The sequence below is a fragment of the Aeromonas rivuli genome, from assembly GCF_000820045.1.
Lineage (GTDB): Bacteria > Pseudomonadota > Gammaproteobacteria > Enterobacterales > Aeromonadaceae > Aeromonas > Aeromonas rivuli.
Map to the genome: position 1 here is coordinate 23,588 of NZ_CDBJ01000071.1, position 17,606 is coordinate 41,193.

General features: G+C 61.1%; 13 protein-coding genes and 1 riboswitch. Of the genes, 10 read left to right on the top strand and 3 right to left on the bottom strand.

What is annotated here, in order from left to right:
* The first annotated feature begins 29 nt into the window (after positions 1-29).
* From flgH to mgtE, 6 genes are all read left to right on the top strand, one after another.
* Positions 30-701 (top strand): flagellar basal body L-ring protein FlgH, encoded by a 672-nt coding sequence (gene flgH / locus BN1130_RS16620; RefSeq protein WP_042043333.1) that lies wholly within the window; start codon positions 30-32, stop codon positions 699-701.
* A 14-nt stretch (positions 702-715) separates the two neighbouring features.
* The gene (locus tag BN1130_RS16625; protein WP_042043334.1) at positions 716-1,810 is read left to right on the top strand and encodes a flagellar basal body P-ring protein FlgI; all 1,095 of its coding nucleotides are present in this window, start codon (positions 716-718) and stop codon (positions 1,808-1,810) included.
* A 75-nt stretch (positions 1,811-1,885) separates the two neighbouring features.
* A complete protein-coding gene (flgJ, locus tag BN1130_RS16630) occupies positions 1,886-2,947 on the top strand; it encodes a flagellar assembly peptidoglycan hydrolase FlgJ (protein WP_042043335.1) in 1,062 nt (353 codons plus the stop codon).
* A 3-nt stretch (positions 2,948-2,950) separates the two neighbouring features.
* The gene (flgK, locus tag BN1130_RS16635) at positions 2,951-4,951 is read left to right on the top strand and encodes a flagellar hook-associated protein FlgK (protein WP_042043336.1); all 2,001 of its coding nucleotides are present in this window, start codon (positions 2,951-2,953) and stop codon (positions 4,949-4,951) included.
* 3 nt (positions 4,952-4,954) lie between these two features.
* Positions 4,955-6,160 (top strand): flagellar hook-associated protein FlgL, encoded by a 1,206-nt coding sequence (gene flgL, locus BN1130_RS16640; RefSeq protein ID WP_042043338.1) that lies wholly within the window; start codon positions 4,955-4,957, stop codon positions 6,158-6,160.
* Positions 6,161-6,274: 114 nt separating this feature from the next.
* A riboswitch (M-box (ykoK) riboswitch) is annotated at positions 6,275-6,444 on the top strand.
* 114 nt (positions 6,445-6,558) lie between these two features.
* Positions 6,559-7,899: a magnesium transporter gene (mgtE, locus tag BN1130_RS16645; protein ID WP_042043339.1), complete on the top strand. Its 1,341-nt coding sequence runs from the start codon at positions 6,559-6,561 to the stop codon at positions 7,897-7,899.
* Between the two features lie 65 nt (positions 7,900-7,964).
* Here the strand turns inward: mgtE and ppx are convergent, their stop codons facing one another.
* From ppx to BN1130_RS16660, 3 genes are all read right to left on the bottom strand, one after another.
* Positions 7,965-9,455 (bottom strand): exopolyphosphatase, encoded by a 1,491-nt coding sequence (gene ppx, locus BN1130_RS16650; RefSeq protein WP_042043341.1) that lies wholly within the window; start codon positions 9,453-9,455, stop codon positions 7,965-7,967.
* Entirely contained in the window at positions 9,445-11,517 is a 2,073-nt protein-coding gene (ppk1, locus tag BN1130_RS16655) for a polyphosphate kinase 1 (RefSeq protein ID WP_042043343.1), read from the bottom strand. Before ppk1 ends, ppx begins: the two co-directional genes overlap by 11 nt.
* Positions 11,518-11,598: 81 nt before the next feature.
* The gene (locus BN1130_RS16660; protein ID WP_042043344.1) at positions 11,599-12,111 is read right to left on the bottom strand and encodes a glycine cleavage system transcriptional repressor; all 513 of its coding nucleotides are present in this window, start codon (positions 12,109-12,111) and stop codon (positions 11,599-11,601) included.
* Between the two features lie 192 nt (positions 12,112-12,303).
* Here BN1130_RS16660 and BN1130_RS16665 point away from each other — a divergent pair, with 192 nt between their 5' ends.
* The 4 genes from BN1130_RS16665 to BN1130_RS16680 all read left to right on the top strand — a co-directional run bounded on the left by BN1130_RS16665 (position 12,304) and on the right by BN1130_RS16680 (position 17,556).
* A complete protein-coding gene (locus BN1130_RS16665; protein WP_084218244.1) occupies positions 12,304-13,296 on the top strand; it encodes a DUF2726 domain-containing protein in 993 nt (330 codons plus the stop codon).
* Between the two features lie 226 nt (positions 13,297-13,522).
* A complete protein-coding gene (locus tag BN1130_RS16670; protein ID WP_042043579.1) occupies positions 13,523-14,944 on the top strand; it encodes a sigma-54 dependent transcriptional regulator in 1,422 nt (473 codons plus the stop codon).
* A gap of 106 nt (positions 14,945-15,050) precedes the next feature.
* Positions 15,051-16,085: a sensor histidine kinase gene (locus tag BN1130_RS16675; RefSeq protein WP_042043346.1), complete on the top strand. Its 1,035-nt coding sequence runs from the start codon at positions 15,051-15,053 to the stop codon at positions 16,083-16,085.
* Positions 16,086-16,173: 88 nt separating this feature from the next.
* Positions 16,174-17,556, top strand: a complete 1,383-nt coding sequence (locus BN1130_RS16680) for a sigma-54-dependent transcriptional regulator (RefSeq protein WP_042043348.1) — start codon at positions 16,174-16,176, stop codon at positions 17,554-17,556.
* Positions 17,557-17,606 lie beyond the last annotated feature (50 nt).

Here is a 17,606-nt window from a genome sequence, read left to right on the forward strand (position 1 = left end):
TACCCAGCGGCAGTAATGGGAGTCTTGCAATGAAACACATCTGGATGTTGGGCCTGTTGGCGCTGGGGGGTTGTACCAGCACCCTCAATACCGCCAAACCGGACGACCCCGAGTTTTCCCCGGTCTATGGTGAATCCGAACCGGTGTCGGTGCGCCCGACCGGTGCCATCTTTCAGCCCGATCAGGTCAATGGCATCTACTCGGACATCAAGGCCCACAAGGTCGGTGACATCATCACCATCGAGTTGGCCGAGTCGACCTCCGCCTCCAAGAAGGCCAACACCCAGACCGGCAAGGAGAATGATTTCAATCTGGATCCGGTCAGCCTGGGGGGCGTGCCCATCACGGCCGGCGCGTACAATATGTCGGCCTCCATCGGGCAAGATTCCGCCTTCAAGGGGCAGGCCAAGGCGGATCAGAGCAACAGTTTGCAGGGCAGTATCTCGGTCAGCGTGGCCAAGGTGCTCAGCAACGGCAACCTGGTGGTGCGTGGCGAGAAGTGGATCATGCTCAACAACGGCAACGAGTATATCCGTATCACCGGCCTCATCCGCCCCGAAGACGTGACCTCGGACAACAGCGTCTCCTCCCAGAAGGTGGCCAATGCCCGTATCCACTACGGTGGTACCGGTGACCTGGCCAATACCCAGGAACAGGGCTGGCTGACCAGTTTCTTCAATGGTCCCTGGTGGCCACTCTAGTGCTAGGACAACCCATGAAACGACTCCGTCTACTCTGTCTGTGCTGCTGCCTGTTACCCCTGGCGGCCCAGGCTGCCCGTATCAAGGACATCAGTTCGGTCGAAGGGGTGCGTAACAACCAGCTGCTGGGCTATGGCCTGGTGGTGGGTCTGCCCGGCACCGGCGAGAAGAACAACGCCTTCACCGAACAGACATTTCGCACCATGCTCAACAACTTCGGCATCAAGGTGCCCGACAACATCAAGCCGAAGATAAAAGACGTGGCGCCGGTGGCCATTCACGCCGACCTGCCCCCCTTCTCCAAGCCGGGCCAGACCATAGACGTGACCGTCTCCGCCATCGGCGAGGCCAAGAGCCTGCGGGGCGGCACCTTGCTGCAGACCTTCCTCAAGGGGTTGGATGGCCGCGTCTATGCGGTGGCCCAGGGCAGTCTGGTGGTCGGTGGTCTCGGCGCCGAGGGGGCCGATGGTTCCAAGGTGGTGGTCAATACCCCGACCGTGGGCCGCATTGCCAATGGCGCCACCGTCGAGCGTGAGGTGCCCAACTCCTTCAGCCAGGGCGATACCATCACCTTCAACCTCAATCGCTCCGACTTCACCACGGCGCGCCGCCTGGCGGAATCCATCAATAATCTGGTGGGGCCCAATACCGCCCAGGCACTGGATGCCACCTCGGTCAAGGTGTTTGCCCCCCGGGATCCGGGTCAGCGAGTCGCCTATCTTGCCACCATAGAGAACCTGGAGGTGGATCCGGGTGCCGAGGCGGCCAAGATCATCGTCAACTCGCGCACCGGCACCATCGTCATCGGCAGCCAGGTCAGGCTCAAGCCTGCGGCCATCAGCCATGGCGGCCTGACGGTGACCATTGCCGAGAACCAGCAGGTCTCTCAACCCAACCCGCTCGCGGGGGGGGATACGGTGGTCACCAACAACTCCACCATCAATGTGCAGCAAGAGCCGGGGCGCATGTTCAAGCTCGATACTGGCGCCACCCTGGATGATCTGGTCCGGGCGGTGAACCAGGTCGGCATCGCGCCGGGCGATCTCATGGCCATCCTCGAAGCCCTGCAGCAGGCGGGTGCCATCGAAGGCCAGCTGGTTATTTTGTAACAGTCTCCAACCTTGGCTGCCCCGTGGCAGCCAACCGGCAAGGGCTTGCCACAGGCGGCAAAGAAGGTAAGCAAGATGGCGAATATCGACAATAAAGGCGTGGATTTAGGCATGGTGCAGGATATCCAGAACCTGGATAAGTTGCGTCAAATGAGCCTTACCAAGGAGGGCAAGCAGCAGGCGCTCCAGTCGGCAGCCCGCCAGTTCGAATCCATCTTCAGCCAGATGTTGTTCAAGGGTATGCGAGAGGCGAGCCAGGCATTGACCGCGGACAACCCCTTTAGCAGCAGCTACACCCAGTTCTACGAAGGCATGCTCGACCAGCAGCGGGTCTCCGACATGTCAGGGAAAGGCGGGCTGGGGCTGGCCGACATGGTGGTCAAGCAGTTCTCCCCTGACAGCTTCAAGCATGAGGATGGCCGCGTCCTCAAGCTGCCCCAGCGCACCGAACGGGCGCACAAACCCTATGTGGCCCCGACCGGCAGTGAGCATGGTCTGATCGAAGCCTCCAAAGTTGGCAAGGATTTTGCTGAAAAGACCATGGAGCCAGGAGAGCTGACCGGGAGTGCCGCCCTTGGCAGGCGCCATCGCAGCATACCGGCCATGGGACAGCAGCCCCCCCAGGGGCTGCGTGACCCCTCGGCGGGCAGTGGTTTTGATTCCCCCAGCGATTTTGTCAGCAAGTTGATGCCGATGGCCAAAAAGGCCGCCGACAAGCTGGGATTGAACCCGGCGGTGCTGGTCGCCCAGGCGGCCCTGGAGAGTGGTTGGGGCAAGCGGGTCATCAAGGATGGGGACGGCCAGATGAGCCATAACCTGTTTGGCATCAAGGCCGATCCGCGCTGGCAAGGGGACAAGGCCGTGGTCAGCACCCTGGAGTATGAGCAGGGTGTCGCCTCCCGTCAGAAGGCGGCGTTTCGCTCCTACGACTCGTTCGAAGAGAGTTTCAATGACTATGTTGATTTCCTGACATCCGGGAGCCGTTACAAGGGCGCCTTGGCCAAGGCCGACAGCCCGGATCGCTATTTTGAGGCACTGCAGCAGGCCGGATATGCCACCGACCCCCAGTACGCCAATAAATTGAAACAGGTATTGCGCAGTGAACACATTGCCCAATACACAGACACGGAGCTGTAAAGCATGGCAAGCGATCTGCTTGGGATAGGAACCTCTGGGGTACTGGCGCATCAGAAACTGCTGCAGACCACCAGTAACAATATCGTCAACGTCAATAGCCAGGGCTATACCCGGGAACGCACCCTGATCTACACCAATGCCATCGGGTTTGGCACGGGTGAGAGCATGAGCGAGCGGGTGATCAACCAGTATGCCCAGGGTGAGCTGCGTCGCGACACCTCCGCCTTCAACGCATCCTCCATGCGTTTCGAACAGCTCTCTACCGTGGACAGCCTGCTGGGGGATACCAGCAACAGCGTCGGCACGGCCATCACCGCCTACTTCAAGGGGTTCCATACCGCCAACGAATCGCCGGCGGATCTGGGGGCGCGCAATACCACCCTCACCGGGCTCGGCAGCATGGTGAATCGCTTCCACACCCTCTCCTCCCAGTTCGACAAACAGAGTGACGTCATCAACGATCGCATCGATGACGAGACCCAGCATGTCAACAGCCTGCTCAATAACATCAATGAGATCAACAAGGCGATAGTGCGCACCCAGGGCACGGGGGAAGAGAACCTGATGCTCTACGATCAGCGCGATGATGCCATTGCCCAGCTCTCCCAGAAGATGGATATCCGTACCGTCACCCAGCCCAATGGCAGCGTGCTGGTCAACATGAGCTCGGGCCACTCACTGGTGCTGGATGGCTCTGTGGCCCAGTTCACGGTGATCCCGGGGGATCCCGACTCCAGGGACAAGGAGCTGCAGCTCAATCTCGGTAAGAATCAGGCCAAGATAGACAACAAGGTGCTGGGGGGCGGCCTTGGGGGCCTCTTCTCTGCCCGTCGCGATCTCGAACCGACCAAGCGTGAACTGGGGCAACTCGCCATCTCCTTGTCCGACGCCATGAATCAGCAGAACCGCCTGGGCCTGGATCTCGACAACGAGCTGGGGGGGGACCTCTTCTCCTTGCCCAGCAGTGAAGGACTGCCCTTTGCCAAGAACACCGGCTCGGGGGAGGCCATGGTCCACTTCGTGCCCGGCAAGGGGAGCGAGGTGACCGCCCTCGATTATGAGGTGAGTTTCAGCAGTGCCACCGGCTTTGAGGTCTTCTCCATCGGCAGTGATGGCAAGCGTACCTCCGTCGCCACCGGCAGCACGCCGCCCGCCAGTTTCGAGGTGCCGGGTCATGGCATCTCCATCGACTTGTCCGGCACGCCGGCGGCAGGGGACAAGCTGTTGCTGCAACCGACCAAGCAGGCGGCAGCCGGGATTGAAAAGCTGATCAACCGCGCCGAGGATCTGGCGCTGGCCTCTCCCCTCAAGGCCGACAAGAGCAGTCAGAATCTGGGCTCGGGCATCATCTCCCTCGGCACCGTAGGCAACACGGGGGCAGGCTCAGGTTTTACCGGTAATGACCTGGATCCCGCAGCGCCGCAAGTGGTCAAGATAGACGGCAGTGGCAACTATGAGGTCTATGAGAAAGATGGCACCACGCTCATAGGGGTCGCGCCCGCCAGCAGCAAGGGCCAGAACCTGATGGCCGCCCTCGAGAGCCCGCTCGGTGGCCCCAAGGTGTACGCCGATCCGGGTCAGAGCCCAGGCTATGAATTCAGCATCACGGGTCAGGTCCAGGCCAATGACAGCTTCACCCTGAGTTACAACAAGAACGGTTTCTCCGACAATGCCAACGGCCTGGCCCTGGCTGAATTGCAGAACAAGGATCTGGTGCGCAAGAGCAGCAGCTCCGCCAGCGGCAATGACAAGATGACCTTCAACGAGGCCTATACCGGGCTGGTGGTCGGGGTGGGCAACAAGACCAGTCAGGCCAACACCGAGATGCTGGCCAACAAGGGCAAATTGGCGCAGAGCAGCGCCATCTTCGAGAGTGTCTCCGGGGTCAGCCTGGATGAGGAGGCGGGGAATCTCATTCGCTTCCAGCAGGCTTATGCCGCCTCGGCCCAGGTGGTCACCACCGCCAAAACTATCTTCGACACCCTGTTGTCATCAGTGAGGTAAGTCATGCGCATCACCACCAACATGATGTACAACCGCGGGCTCTCCTCCCTGAGTGCGGCGGCCGAACGGCAGAATACCGCCTATGAGCAGCTCTACTCCGGGGACAAGTTCAAGACGGCGGGTCAGGATCCGTCCGGCATGAGCCAGAAGATGGCGCTGACCAAGGAGATAGACCTGTTCCAGCAATATGGCGTCAATGGCAGCCTGCTGGAGAACAGCCTGGGGCACGAGGAGACCATCCTCAGCTCCCTCAATGATGCCATGCTCAGTGCCCAGACCCTGATGCAAAAAGCGAACGACTCGGCCCTGAGTCAGACGGATCGCGAGTCCGTGGCCAAGGAGCTGGAAGGCTTGCAGCAACAGATGTTCGACCTGATGAACAGCAAGAATTCGCAAGGGGAGTACATCTTCGGCGGCAACCAGAGCAAGACTCAACCCTTCGTGAAGGATCCCAGCGGCAACTATGTGTTCCAGGGGGATACCGGTCAGCGGGAGATCCAGGTCTCCTCCACGGTGCGCATCCCCGCCAATGATTCGGGTCTGGATCTGTTCGAGACGGTGCCGACCCGGCGCACTGCCAGTGCCGATACCGCCGATATCCAGGTCAAGGTGGGGGCTCAAGGCCAGTTCGACAACTTCTATCGCACCAACTATGACAGCGCCCTGGCCAGCAACAAATACACAGTTACCACGGTGGCGGGGGTGCCGGATAGCTACCAGATCACCGACGTGGGCGGCAATGTGCTGCAAAATGGCGACTATGTGGCCGGGGAGGATATCAATTTCAACGGCCTCACCCTCAATCTGAGTCAAGGCGCCGGCACAGTGCAGGAGTTCTCCCTGGATCAGCCAAAGAACGACAACATTCTCAACGGTATCTCCGACTTTCTCGGTGCCCTGCGCGACCCGAATCTCTCCAATGATGACTTCCAGCTGAGATCGCAGGATGCCCAGGCCCATCTGGGCAATGCCCGCCAACGGATGGACACCGGGCTCGGTGCGCTGGGGGGGCGGATGAACAGCCTGGAGCAGGTGATGAGTTCCAATACCGGGCTCGATACCCTCAACCAGCAGGCCAGGGCCAAGGTGTCCGAGATCGATCTCTATGAGGTGATCTCGACCCTCTCCAAGGAGAATGCGGCCATGAGCGCCTCTCAGCAGGCGTTTAGCAATATCAGCAAGCTGACCCTGTTCGACTACATTCGCTAACCGGCTTGAGAGTTGTAAGGGATTGTTAATAAAGGCTCATAGCGTTTGACTCCCTGGCGGGTCTGACCGACCATAGCAGGGCAGGCAAGGTGCGTCGCATCTGCCTGCTTTTTCGCAGCATCTCGTTAGGCGAGGCTCCTGCATAAACACAGGCCACTGATCTCACGACGTCGAGAGACGCCCAAGCTCAGGACAGTTATCATCGGATTAAGGTGTTAACCCAAGTGGCTTCCGGTTCACCGGATACGTTATGCAGTGCTAAAGCTGGCACGTGGGGATGATGACACGCCGAACGGCGTCATTTCCTGCCGATTTCTCGTCCATCAATTGCTGTTTTCTTATCAGCCCATCCCTCGCGGGATAGCCCGGCTCGCCGGGATCACAAAGGCTTATCTTCGATGAAGAAAACACATCTGTTACTGAACCGTCATCAACTGCTCGACCTGCCCACCCTGCAGGCCTGGCTCGACAATGAACTGGCCCCGGATGCGCGGGCCGACCAGCTGCTCGCCCTGCGCCAGGAAGAGCTCAACTGTCTGTTTGATACCCTGGGGGCCGATGGCGCCCGACTGCTCGGCATGCTGGCCCGCACCTGCGGTGCCCGGCTGTTGCTGCGCCTGCACCCGAGTGTGCTGACCCTGGTGCAAGGCAAGATCCCGCGCCGTGAGCTGCTTGCCATGTTGCGCAGCCTGGGGAAACGGGAGCGCGCCTCCCTGTTGGCGAGTCTGCCATCCGGGGTGAGTGCCGAGCTCAAGGGGCTGCTCCGCTGGCCAAGCGAGTCGGTGGGCGCCCACATGCGTCACGACTTCTTCACCCTCAAGGGGGAGGAGTCCATCGCCAGCGCCAAACAGCGGATCCACGATGCCTGGGACAACGCCGAGGTGTTCCAGGATATCTATGTGGTCGATGAGAGTGGCCAGTTGCTCGGCTATCTCTCGCTCAAGACCATGCTGGTGGCCGAGCCGGACAGGGCGGTGTGCGAGCTGATGGAGCGGGATCTGATCCGCCTCGACGCCCGCATGGATCAGGAGCTGGCGGCGCGGATGCTGGTGGAGCGGGATCTGCTCTCCCTGCCGGTGGAATCCGATGGTCGCCTGCTCGGCATCTTCCACCTGGATGATGCCGCCGACATACTCGAGCTCGAATCCACCGAGGATGCCGAGTTGCAAGGTGGCTCATCCCCCCTCGAAACCCCTTATCTCCATGCCACCCCCTGGCAGCTGTGGCGCAAGCGTATCGGCTGGCTGTTGATCCTGTTCGTGGCCGAGGCCTATACGGGCACTGTGCTGCGGGCCTTCGAGGAGCAGTTGGAGGCGGCCATCGCCCTGGCCTTCTTTATTCCGCTGCTCATCGGCACGGGCGGCAACAGCGGCACCCAGATCACCACCACCCTGGTGCGGGCCATGGCGGTGGGGGAGGTCAGCCTGCGCAACCTTGGCACAGTGCTGCGCAAAGAGATCTCCACCGCCATGCTGGTCTCGGTGGCCATCGCCGTGGCTGCCTGGGTACGGGCCTGGAGTCTGGGGGTGGGCGTGGAAGTAGGGGTGGTGGTCACCCTGACCATCATTGCCATCGTGCTGTGGAGCGCCATCGTCGCCTCCATCATCCCCTTGCTGCTGCGCCGCTTGCGGATGGATCCGGCCGTGGTGTCGGCCCCCTTTATCTCGACCCTGGTCGATGGCACCGGCCTCATCATCTACTTCGAGATAGCCAAGTTGATCCTGCCTGAGCTGAGCTGAGCGCGCAGAGATCAAATGCACAAAGGCAGCTCAGGCTGCCTTTGTTGTTTTCAGGGGGGTATGGTTCAGCTCAGTTGAAACAGCAAGGGCCAGCCATGCTCCTGGCAGTAGCGTTGCTCTTTTTCCAGATTCTGCATCAGCAGCCGGTTCTCCTCGCACCAGTCGGTTGGCAGGGTGACCACCAGCTGATCCCCGGCGGCCTGCACTCGCCATTCAGGCAACAGCTTGTCCTGGCGTCTGTGGTGGGCGGCCACCGCGAGGCGCAGGATGCGGATGCAGCGCAGCACAGTGTGTTCATCGTGGTTGGGCAGGGTGGGCAGCTCCGAGAGCTTGAGCCCCTTGCGCTGGAAGCGCACCAGGGCGGCCAGCAGGGCCTGATCGTCCTGGTTGAAACCGGGCAAGTCGGTATGTTGCAAGATATAGGCGGAGTGGCGATGGATGCCGCTGTAGTTGATGGCAAGGCCAATCTCGTGCAGTCGCGCCGCCCAGCCGAGGATGGCGCGATAAGGCTCGATGGGCATCTGCCAGGGGTCGCTCAGGGCATCAAACAGGGTTAGCACGCTCTGCTCCACCCGGGTCGCCTGGCGCTTGTCGATGCGATAGTGGGAGCTGAGGGCCAGCGCGGTGCGCTCGCGAATGTCGTGGTGCTGCAGACGCTCCTCGAACTCATAGAGTAGCCCCTCGCGCAAGGCGCCGTCCGAATACTCCATCCGCTCGATGGGCAAGGAGGTAAAGAGCCCAAGCAGGATGGCGACCGCCGCGGCAAACACCCCTTGGCGATCCTCGGTCAGGCCAGAGAACTTCAGCTGTTCGACCTTCTTGTGCTCGAGCAGCTCCCGTTTGAGGCGCTCGAGCCCCGCCAGGGTGATGCTGCCATCGGTCCAGCCTTCTCCTTGCAACACGTCGCGCACGGTACGGATCGAGCCGGAGCTGCCCAGGCAGCTCTGCCAGCCGAGCTTATGGTATTGGTTGATGATGGGGGCGAGCTGATGCTGCGCCTCCAGCACGGCACTGTTGAAGGCCTTTTCACTCAATTTGCCGTTGGCAAAGAAGCTCTGGGTGAAGCTGACGCACCCCATCTTGCGGCTGGTGAGCGCCTTGTGTTCGAATCCTTCGCCAATGATGAGTTCGGTGCTGCCGCCGCCGATATCCACCACCAGCACAGGCCCCTCGATATGCTGGGTGTGAGCCACGCCCTGATAGACGAGACGGGCCTCCTCCTGACCGCTGATCACCTCGATGGGGTGTTGGAGCAAGCTGGCTGCCTTGGCGACGAACTCGCGGGCATTGCTGGCCCGGCGCAGGGTATAGGTGCCGGCGATGCGGATCTGATCCGGCTTGATGTTGGTGAGCCGTTCGGCAAAGAGGGTCAGGCAGGCGAGACCGCGGGCCATGGCCTCGACCGACATTCTATGCTGATCATCCATCCCCTCCGCCAGCCGGACCCGCTCCTTGATCCTGTCGATGATCTGCATGCGCCCGTCGGTGAGACGGGCGATGACCATGTGGAAGCTGTTGGAGCCCAGATCGACGGCGGCATAAAGGCTATTGTCCATGGGGAGTTGACTCGATGCGTTTGAGATAGTCGTAGGTGGCAACCTGGGAGCGGATCTTGCGCCTGTTGCCCCGGTTTACATACAGGTTCTGCTGTTCTGCATCGATGACCCGCGCCTTGGTGGTGTCACTCAGTTGCAACTCCAGTATATCCAGGATGCGCTGCTTGAGCCGATCGTCATAGATGGGGGTGCCCACCTCGATGCGACCATCGATGTTGCGGCTCATCCAGTCGGCGCTGGAGATATAGAGCTGCACATTGCCCTTGTTGTGAAACACCATGACCCGTGGATGCTCGAGGAAGCGATCTATGATGCTGATCACTCTGATGTTTTCGCTGAGACCCGGCACCCCGGGGCGCAGGGCGCACATGCCACGGATGATCATCTGGATGGGCACCCCGGCCTGGCCCGCCGCATAGAGACGGTTGATGAGGTCTCTGTCCACCAGATTGTTGATCTTGAGGGTGATGCCGCTGGGCAGCCCCGCCTTGGCGTTGGTCAACTCGTTGTCAATCAACCGGTAGAGCTGGCGGCGGCAGTTGATGGGGGAGACCAGCAGGTGATTGAACTTGTAGCGGCGGTAGGGGTACTCGATGTACTCGAATACTCCCTCTACCTCGGCGGTGATGTCGGGGTTGCGGGTCAGCAGAGAGAAGTCGGTATAGATCTTGGCGGTCTTCTCGTTGAAGTTGCCGGTGCCGATATGGGCATAGCGCACCGCCTCACCCTGCTCGAGACGGGTGATGAGGCAGAGCTTGGAGTGGATCTTGAGGCTGGGTACCCCGAACACCACCTTGACCCCGGCGTCGGTCAAGACATTGGCCCAGTCGATGTTGGCCGCCTCGTCGAAGCGGGCCCGCAACTCGACCACCACAGTCACCTTCTTGCCGTTGTTGGCGGCATCGACCAGGGAGTGGATGATGCGCGACTTCTTGGCGACCCGATAGATATTGATGCGAATGGCGCTCACTGCCGGATCGAAGGCCGCCTGGCGCACCAGCTCGGTGAAGTGGTGGAACTTATGATAGGGGTAGTAGAGCAAGATGTCTTGCTTGGTGATGGCATCGAAGGCGTTGACGAAGCCATCAAAGTCGCGGCAATCGAGGGCCGGCAGCTTGGGGTTTTCCAGATAATCCCGGCCGACATTGGGGAAGCCGATGAAATCCTTGAAATTGTGATAGCGGCCGCCGGACATGATGGCGTCGTAGGAGCTGATCTGCAGCTTGAGCTTGAGGAAGCTTATCATGGCAGCGGGCATCTCCCGCTCATAGACGAAGCGTACCGGCATGGCGGTGAGGCGCTGCTTCAAGCCATCACTCATCTTGTCGACCAGGCTGAGATCGAGCTGGTCGGAGAGATCGTACTCCGCATCCCGGGTCAGCTTGACCGCATAGGCGGCGATTTCGTCGTAATCGAAGAAGCCCTTGAACAGGTCATCCAGACAGAAGCGGATGATGTTGTCGAGAATGATGATCTGTTTCTTGCGGCGGGTGCCCTCGGAGGGCAGTTGCACGAAGCGGGGCAGATCGTCGGTCGGTACCTCGACCAGGGCGTACTGGATCACCTGGCCCTGCTTCTTCATCTCCACCGCCAGGTAGGTGTACTCGTCTTTCAGAAACTTGACCGGGTTCACCTCCTTGTTGAGCAAGATAGGGATCAGGTGGCGCAGCACCTTCTCCTTGAAGAAGACCCGCATCCACAGCTGTATGTTGTCGGAGAGCTGATTCTCGTTGACCAGGAAGATATTGTGGCGGGCGAGGGCTATCAGCAGCTCCTTGTAGGTGTTGTCGAAGGCTTCGCCGAGCGCCATCACTTTCTGCTGGATGGCACGCAGCAGCCCCTTGGCCTCGTCATCACCGCCATGGACCTCGTTGATCAGGATGCGGCGCTTCACCTCGGAGACCCGCACCTTGAAAAACTCGTCCTGGTTGGAGGAGAAAATGCCGAGGAAGCGGATCCGCTCGATGAGCGGCACCGTCTTGTCCATCGCCTCCTGCAGCACCCTCTCGTTAAAAGAGAGCCAGCTCAGTTCCTTCTCTTCATACAGCTTGTCGGTGCTCATCAGTGCCTCTGTTTATCCAATCCCGTGGAACGAATGGGCATCATTAGATGACGGTTTTGTGACGCTTTAATGACAGCGGCATCAATCTTCCACGTCTTGATCGATGTCGACCACCAGATCGTCCGAGAGGGACTCCAGGGCATCGATCAGGGTCGGCAGGGCCAGTCCCTGGGGCAGGGCGACCAGAGCATGGGCATAGAAGAGCGGCGCACCGGAGTGGGGGGCGGCCTCGCAGCCCGTGGTCAGGTCGATGACGTTGGCGCCGAGCTGGCGCAAGATGCTCGCCACTTCATGGACAATGCCGGGTCTGTCGTTGCCGGTGACCGTCAGCATCAGCTGGCGCTCGGGCTCGGCACTGAGCACCCCTTCGGCGAAGCTCACCTTGAGTCCGGCCAGCAGGGAGAGCGCCTCGCACAGGGTACGGTAGTGGGCATCGTCCACGCTGATCTGGAGGATGCCGGCAAACTGACCGGCCAATTCGCTCATGGAACTGGCGAGCCAGTTGCCCCCTTGCAGATTGATGAGGGCGGCCAACTCTTCCACTATGCCGGGTCTGTCTGCGCCTATGACTGTGACAACCAATTGCTTTTGCATCCTGCTCTCCTTGTGTGTGAGTCCACTTCATTGTGCCTGCCGTTGCAGGCCAGATGAACCCCCTGACCCGGCCAAAACCGAAATTATTCTGCCGATGGCCGCATCCGGCCTTTGCGCCTTGACAGATAGCGGTTGTGGCCGGGGGTTGTGGTAATATTATGCCCCTCTTTCGTTAGTCGGATTGCCCCCTCCATGAATGGCTTGCTGTTACCCGGTCTGTTAGTACTGGCCCTCGTTGCTGTCCTGTTTGTCTGGCGTGCTCGCCGTGCCAGGGTTGTCTCCTGCTCCTTGCAAGAGACGCTGATGACCTCGGAGCGCCATCGCGAGTTCGCGGCCTTGCAGGCACTGCTGCAAGGGGAGGTGCAACTCTTTACCCATGTGCGTCTCAAAGACGTGCTGCTGCCGGGCAAGGGGGTTGGCAAGGGAAAATGGCAAAAGCAGCTGGCCAGCATGGGGGATCGTCAGTTCGACTATCTGCTCTGTGACCCCGAGGATCTGTCGCTGGTCTGCGCGGTCGAGCGATTGGCGCCGGGGCAGGGCAAGCGTCGACCGAGCCGGGATCGCTGGTTGCAGCAGCTGTGTGAGCGCGCCGACTTGCCGCTCTTGCTCCTGGTGGGGCAGGAGGCGGCGGATCTCGACGAGCTCAGGGAACAGGTACAGGCCTTGTTGCTCGCCGAGGATGCGCTGGATCCCCTGATGGAACCCGCGCTCAGCGGGGGAGCAAGGCGTGAACCGACCTTCAACCCGCAATCCCTCGGTGCCGTGGATCTGGGCGATACCCCCAGGCCGCTGACTCGGCCCCAGGCCGATGCAGCGAGTGGGCGCACCAGCAAAGGGGCTGGCCGTCGTCATGACAGGGAGCAAGACGCGGACAAGGCCCCCCTTGATCTGCCCATGATGAGATCCCTCTCCCGGACGTTTGCGAGTGGCGAGCCAGAGGCGATGCCCCAGGGGGTATTCACCGCCACCTCGCTGGATGAGGACGAGGAGGGTATGGAGCAGGAACACAAGATCCATGACCAGGATGATGCGGCGCCGGCCAAATCCCACGCTTGCCCACGCTGCAGCGCGCCTCTGCTGGATCGCGAGGCCCGCAAGGGGCCCTATGCCGGCAAGCAGTTTCTCACCTGTACCCGCTTCCCCGAGTGCCGCTATGCGACCCTCAAGCCGAACCCGCAGCACTGAAACTGGCGATCGGAATGGGATTTTCGGACTCGAGTGATTAAGGTTGATGGGGCGCAACGTCCCTGATTGGAAACATCTGTTGCCACTATGTCGGCCAGGACACATTCTGGCGCGACAGTTTTTGACAAGGTGCCGGAATTTTGGCACTTTGTGCGCCTTGTGCCTCCCCCCCCTTGCGGGGTGGCTGGCGATAGCAATAAGAATCGGCGGTGGAAGAGGGATGAATATGATGGCAATGGGCGTGCTGATAGTGGATACGGATGTCGCTAGACGCCAGCAGTTGGGTACAGTGCTCTCCTTCATGGGAATTCCTTGGCAAGAGGTCGCACAGGGGGATCTCGACATGGCCATCGAAGCCTCGGGCCCCCTGCAAGGGGTCCTGATCGGCGAGCTGGCGGATCGTCCCCTGAGCGCGCTGCTCGAACAATACCCCCGCACCCCCTTCGTCTCCCTGACCGAGATAGCGCTGCCCAATAGCAACTTCATCGGGGTGGCCCAGGCGCCGTTTTCTTATGAATCCCTGACCCGCCATCTGCACTTTTGCCAGGCGTTTGTCTCCTTGCACCCGAAACAGCAGACCCATGACAAGGGTCAAACCCTGTTGCGGCTGCTGGTGGGCAAGGGCAAGGGCATTCAAGAGGTGCGCCGTCTCATCGGCCAGGTCGCGCAGACCGATGCCAATGTGCTGATCCTGGGAGAATCCGGGACCGGCAAGGAGGTGGTGGCGCGCGCCATCCATGAACTCTCCACTCGTGCTGGCGGTCCCTTCGTGCCCATCAACTGCGGCGCCATTCCGGCAGAGTTGCTTGAGAGCGAGCTGTTTGGTCATGAGAAGGGGGCCTTCACCGGCGCCATCGCGGCGCGGCGTGGCCGCTTCGAGCTGGCCCAGGGCGGCACTCTCTTCCTCGACGAGATTGGCGACATGCCGATGCCGATGCAGGTCAAACTGCTGCGGGTGTTGCAGGAGCGGCTGTTCGACCGGGTCGGCGGCGGCAAGCCTATCCAGGCGGACGTGCGCATCATAGCGGCGACCCACAGGGATCTTGAGGCGATGATCCGCACCCAGGAATTTCGGGAAGATCTCTACTACCGCCTCAATGTGTTCCCTATCGATACCCCCCCCCTGCGCGATCGTATCGATGATATTCCGCTGCTGCTGCAGGAGTTGCTCAATCGCCATTCGGAGCAGCATCAGGGCTTCATTCGCCTGACCCAGCGTGCCATGGAATCCCTGCTGCAATACCCCTGGCCCGGCAATGTGCGCGAGCTCTCCAACCTGCTTGAGCGTCTGCTGATCCTCTATCCCCAGCAGATAGTGGATGTCTCGGATCTGCCGAGCCGCTATCGACTGCTGCCTTGCGAACCCAGAGACGCCCGCTTGACCGAGATGGATGAGCGCGATGCCCTGGCTGCCGTGTTCCAGGATCCTCCCGAACTGCTGGCGAGCCCTGGCAACGGCAACCTGATGCAGCTGCCCCAGGAGGGGGTCAACCTCAAGGAGATGCTGGCCGACCTGGAAGTGGAGCTGATCCGCCAGGCCCTGGAATCCCAGGAAGGGGTGGTGGCACGGGCCGCCGATCTGCTCGGCATGCGCCGCACTACCCTGGTCGAGAAGATGAAGAAATATGGCATGAGCAAGGAAGCCTAGGGTCAACCCCTTGACGCATCTATTTAACCTAATGATTTAAAACAGTAAATTTATCTGGCATAGAACTTGAATAACCTGAACGTACTCCCCGTTTGAGGTCAGGTTTATGACGAGCCAACAGCAAGACAACCCGGTCCAGTCCCACGAAGTCAGTCAGCTCTATGCCATTTTCACGGCGCTGCCGACCGGGGTGCTGCTGCTCGACGGCCAGGGGGCCATCACCCGCGCCAACCCCGCAGCCCATGCGCTGCTCGGCGAGCCGCTGGAAGGGTTGAGCTGGCGCGCCATCATCGGCCGCTGCTTCGAGCCCAGGGCCGATGACGGCCACGAGATCTCCCTGAAAGATGGTCGCCGGGTGCAGCTTTCTACCCAGCCGTTGCCGGATCAACCTGGCCAGCTGGTGTTCCTCACCGATCTCACCGAGACCCGCCGCCTCCAGGACAGGGTCAACCACATGAAGCGCCTCTCTGCACTTGGCAACATGGCGGCCTCCCTGGCTCACCAGATCCGCACCCCCCTGTCGGCGGCCATGCTCTATGGCGCCAACCTGGCCAACCGCACCCTCAAGCCGGAATCACGGGTGCTGTTTCAGCAAAAACTGATGGCCAGGTTGCAGGATCTGGAAAAACAGATCAGCGACATCTTGCTGTTCGCCCGCAGTGGCGAGAGCCAGGTGGTGGCCCCCATCTCGGTCCAAGGATTGCTGGGCGAGGTGCAACTGGGCGCCGAGGCGTTCTGCCATCAGCAGCAGTGCAGCCTGCATATCGAGGCTCCTGAGCCCGATCTCTGCCTGCTTGCCAACAGCAATGCCCTGGCGGGTGCCATCAATAACCTGATTGCCAATGGCGCCCAGGCGGGGGCCAACTCCCTCATGGTGAGTGCGGTGCGCAGCGACAACAGGGTCGAGCTGAGGGTGATCGATAACGGCAAAGGCATGACCCATCAACAACTCGCCCAGATCTTTGAACCCTTCTTTACGACCCGCAGCCAGGGCACGGGCCTGGGACTGGCCGTGGTGCAATCCGTGGTGCGGGCCCATCAGGGGGAGGTCAAGGTGACCTCGGTACCGGGGGAGGGCAGCTGCTTTACCCTCTCTTTCCCTTTGCATGAGGGCGCTCTAGCCCTGGGAGTCGTCGCATGAGTGTCGCAGACCTCCGATGGGGTGATGGCCATGTCGTCACCCTGATTTTCCATTCCAATGAGACCGCTCAGTCCCTGGGAGCAAGCGTATGAGTCAGGCCCGGATCCTGGTCGTTGAAGATGATGCCGGTCTGCGCGAGGCGCTGATCGATACCCTGCTGCTCGGCGGTTACGAGTGTCGTGAGGCCGAGAGCGGTGAGCGGGCGCTGCTTGCCCTGTCGCGCCAGCCCTTCGACATGGTGATCTCCGACATTCAGATGGGGGGCATGGATGGCCTCACCTTGCTGGGCAACATCCGCCAGGCCTACCCCCAGATCCCGGTGCTGCTGATGACGGCCCATGCCAACATAGACGGTGCCGTGCGCGCCATGCGCGAGGGGGCCATCGATTATCTCGCCAAGCCCTTCTCCCCCGAGGTGCTGCTCAACCAGGTGAGTCGCTATGTGCCGGCTCAGAAAGTGGAGCGGCGTACTGTGGTGCATGGGGATCCGCGCAGTGCCGAGCTGTTCCAGCTGGCAGCAAGGGTCGCGAGAAGCGAGGCCACCGTCATGGTGACCGGGCCCAGTGGCACGGGCAAGGAGGTGCTGGCCCGCTACATACACGACAACTCCCCGCGCAGTGAACAAGCCTTTGTGGCCATCAACTGCGCCGCCATTCCGGAGAACATGCTGGAGGCGACCCTGTTTGGCTATGACAAGGGGGCCTTCACCGGCGCCGTGCAGGGCTGTCCTGGCAAGTTCGAACAAGCTCAGGGCGGCACCCTGCTGCTCGATGAGATAACCGAGATGGATCTCTCCTTGCAAGCCAAGCTGCTGCGGGTATTGCAGGAGAAAGAGGTGGAGCGGCTCGGCAGTCGCAAGATGATCCCCCTGGACGTGCGGGTCATTGCCACCAGCAATCGCGACCTCAAGAGAGCGGTGCAAGAGGGGCTGTTTCGGGAGGATCTCTACTACCGGCTCAATGTGTTCCCCCTGCACTGGCGCGCCCTGGGGGAGCGGACCGGGGACATACTGCCCCTGGCCGAGCACCTGCTTGCGCTCCATGCGGCTCAACAAGGGTTGCCGACCCCAAGGCTGGACTCTCAGGCGGCGGCGCTGCTGCTCGCCCATCCCTGGCCTGGCAACGTGCGCGAACTGGACAACGTGGTGCAGCGGGCCCTGATCCTCTCCACCGATGGCGAGATAGGGGTCGCCCAGTTGATCCTGGAGCCGGGAGACGTGGGGGCATTCGCGCTGGGGGTCGGCGAGGCCGGACTCATCCCGGCGGACACTGCGGGCAATGTCGAGCGCCCCTTCAGCGGCGAGCGGCTCGGCAGCGAGCTCAAGCAGCAGGAACACCAGATCATTCTGGAGACCTTGCACGACTGCAAGGGGAGCCGTAAAGCCGTTGCCGAGCGGCTCGGCATCAGCTCGCGCACCTTGCGCTACAAGCTGGCGCAGATGCGAGAGGCGGGTATTCTCCTGCCCGCCTGAGCCCTATCCTGCAACCGGAGGCGCCCCAGTCGCGCCTGACCCTGGCGCCC

Bases quoted from the DNA above. Each gene is read 5' to 3' on its own strand.
- flgH (WP_042043333.1), top strand. From the start codon at position 30: ATGAAACACATCTGGATGTTGGGCCTGTTGGCGCTGGGGGGTTGTACC.
- BN1130_RS16625 (WP_042043334.1), top strand. From the start codon at position 716: ATGAAACGACTCCGTCTACTCTGTCTGTGCTGCTGCCTGTTACCCCTG.
- flgJ (WP_042043335.1), top strand. From the start codon at position 1,886: ATGGCGAATATCGACAATAAAGGCGTGGATTTAGGCATGGTGCAGGAT.
- flgK (WP_042043336.1), top strand. From the start codon at position 2,951: ATGGCAAGCGATCTGCTTGGGATAGGAACCTCTGGGGTACTGGCGCAT.
- flgL (WP_042043338.1), top strand. From the start codon at position 4,955: ATGCGCATCACCACCAACATGATGTACAACCGCGGGCTCTCCTCCCTG.
- mgtE (WP_042043339.1), top strand. From the start codon at position 6,559: ATGAAGAAAACACATCTGTTACTGAACCGTCATCAACTGCTCGACCTG.
- ppx (WP_042043341.1), bottom strand. From the start codon at position 9,455: ATGGACAATAGCCTTTATGCCGCCGTCGATCTGGGCTCCAACAGCTTC.
- ppk1 (WP_042043343.1), bottom strand. From the start codon at position 11,517: ATGAGCACCGACAAGCTGTATGAAGAGAAGGAACTGAGCTGGCTCTCT.
- BN1130_RS16660 (WP_042043344.1), bottom strand. From the start codon at position 12,111: ATGCAAAAGCAATTGGTTGTCACAGTCATAGGCGCAGACAGACCCGGC.
- BN1130_RS16665 (WP_084218244.1), top strand. From the start codon at position 12,304: ATGAATGGCTTGCTGTTACCCGGTCTGTTAGTACTGGCCCTCGTTGCT.
- BN1130_RS16670 (WP_042043579.1), top strand. From the start codon at position 13,523: ATGATGGCAATGGGCGTGCTGATAGTGGATACGGATGTCGCTAGACGC.
- BN1130_RS16675 (WP_042043346.1), top strand. From the start codon at position 15,051: ATGACGAGCCAACAGCAAGACAACCCGGTCCAGTCCCACGAAGTCAGT.
- BN1130_RS16680 (WP_042043348.1), top strand. From the start codon at position 16,174: ATGAGTCAGGCCCGGATCCTGGTCGTTGAAGATGATGCCGGTCTGCGC.